A 1,253-nucleotide genomic window follows, 5' to 3' on the forward strand; every position below is an offset into this window, starting at 1 on the left:
GCATCTTTATAGGCGTTCAAACGCAAACCTTCCCATTGTTTAATAAGTGCTAGTCCTTCTGATGATATTTTTCGCATATGCTTCTCCATAAAAAAAGCTCCGCAAAAAGCAGAGCTGGATTAAAAAATTGACATCTTTCTCATTCGGAAAGATAGCTTGGTTAAGCTTCATGTCGCTTTTTCATTGGAACAAAAGAAGATTTTTTCTCAACTTTTAATTTTTCTCTTGACAAATATTCGTTTATAAACGAATATAACATCATGTTTGAAATACGTCACTACCTTACTTCTGATGGCAAAGACTTGATAGCTGATTGGCTGCGAAAGCTCCGTGATATGCAGGCTAAAACTGCAATTATTCGCCGCCTTAATCGTTTAGAGCAGGGAAACTTTGGCGATTTCAAGCCGCTTCGTGAGGGTGTTCATGAATTGCGTATTAATGTTGGTCCTGGCTACCGAGTTTATTATGTCCAATCTGGAAAGACCGTATTGTTGCTATTATGCGGTGGCAGCAAAAAAACACAAGAGACTGATATCACTCGTGCATGTGCTTGCTGGCGTGATTGGCAAAACCGTGAAGATTAAAGGAGTGCAAAAATGAAAGACCGTAACCATGATGATGCAATGGCAGAAATATTCCGTGATGATCCTGAGTTGGCAGCAGCGACCCTTGATGCAATCCTAGCAGATGGTGATCAGGGTGAGCTGCTTGTAACTCTACGCCAAATGGCCAAAGCTTATGGTGGTGTTCAAGCTGTAGCTAAAGCAGCCAACTTGAACCCAACACAACTTTACCGTACACTTTCAGAGAAAGGTAATCCAGAGTTCCGCAGCTTGAATGCTTTACTGCGTACCATGGGGTTTCGTTTGGCTGTACAGCCTCTTGAACGACCAGTTCCACACGTATAACTTTAGTGTACTAACCCCTCCCCACCTTTAAAGATGGGGAAGGGAGTTCTGTTTTTTTAATTAAGCAACCTTTTTAATGGGGCTCTCTAAATCTGATTCGTAAGCTCGCAATAAAGGATTCATAGCCATGGGAAACTCTGAAGCTCCGAAATCTGTAAGAACTGCCAGAATCTTTGTAAAATTGGGCACCTCATCTTGAAGTTTGAAAATCAAAGCTTTTTCTACCAAACTCATGATGTTAATCAGAGCTGTACACTCTTTTTCATTAATATTTTCATCATTAGAAAACTGATATAAAGCTATCCACAAATCGCACAAAAAATCGACACTGCTATTCATTGCACA

The 1,253-nt window shown here is 40.4% G+C and carries 3 protein-coding genes and 1 pseudogene; 2 read left to right on the forward strand and 2 right to left on the reverse strand.

From position 1 onward, the window contains the following. Nucleotides 1-77, reverse strand: a pseudogene (locus tag ACFIO5_RS10170) (lysozyme); the annotation flags it as partial. Between the two features lie 183 nt (nt 78-260). Here ACFIO5_RS10170 and ACFIO5_RS10175 point away from each other — a divergent pair. Together ACFIO5_RS10175 and ACFIO5_RS10180 are read left to right on the forward strand one after the other, a co-directional pair. After that, on the forward strand, nt 261-584 hold the full coding sequence (locus ACFIO5_RS10175; RefSeq protein WP_015857128.1) for a type II toxin-antitoxin system RelE/ParE family toxin: 324 nt from the start codon (nt 261-263) through the stop codon (nt 582-584). 12 nt (nt 585-596) lie between these two features. After that, the gene (locus ACFIO5_RS10180; RefSeq protein ID WP_208439803.1) at nt 597-908 is read left to right on the forward strand and encodes a helix-turn-helix domain-containing transcriptional regulator; all 312 of its coding nucleotides are present in this window, start codon (nt 597-599) and stop codon (nt 906-908) included. Between the two features lie 60 nt (nt 909-968). Here the strand turns inward: ACFIO5_RS10180 and ACFIO5_RS10185 are convergent, their stop codons facing one another. Then, nucleotides 969-1,247 carry a hypothetical protein gene (locus ACFIO5_RS10185; protein WP_375705334.1) on the reverse strand — a complete coding sequence of 93 codons (279 nt, stop codon included), beginning with the start codon at nt 1,245-1,247 and terminating at the stop codon, nt 969-971. Nucleotides 1,248-1,253: the final 6 nt, after the last annotated feature.

Source organism: Bartonella sp. AA86SXKL (genome assembly GCF_042196885.1).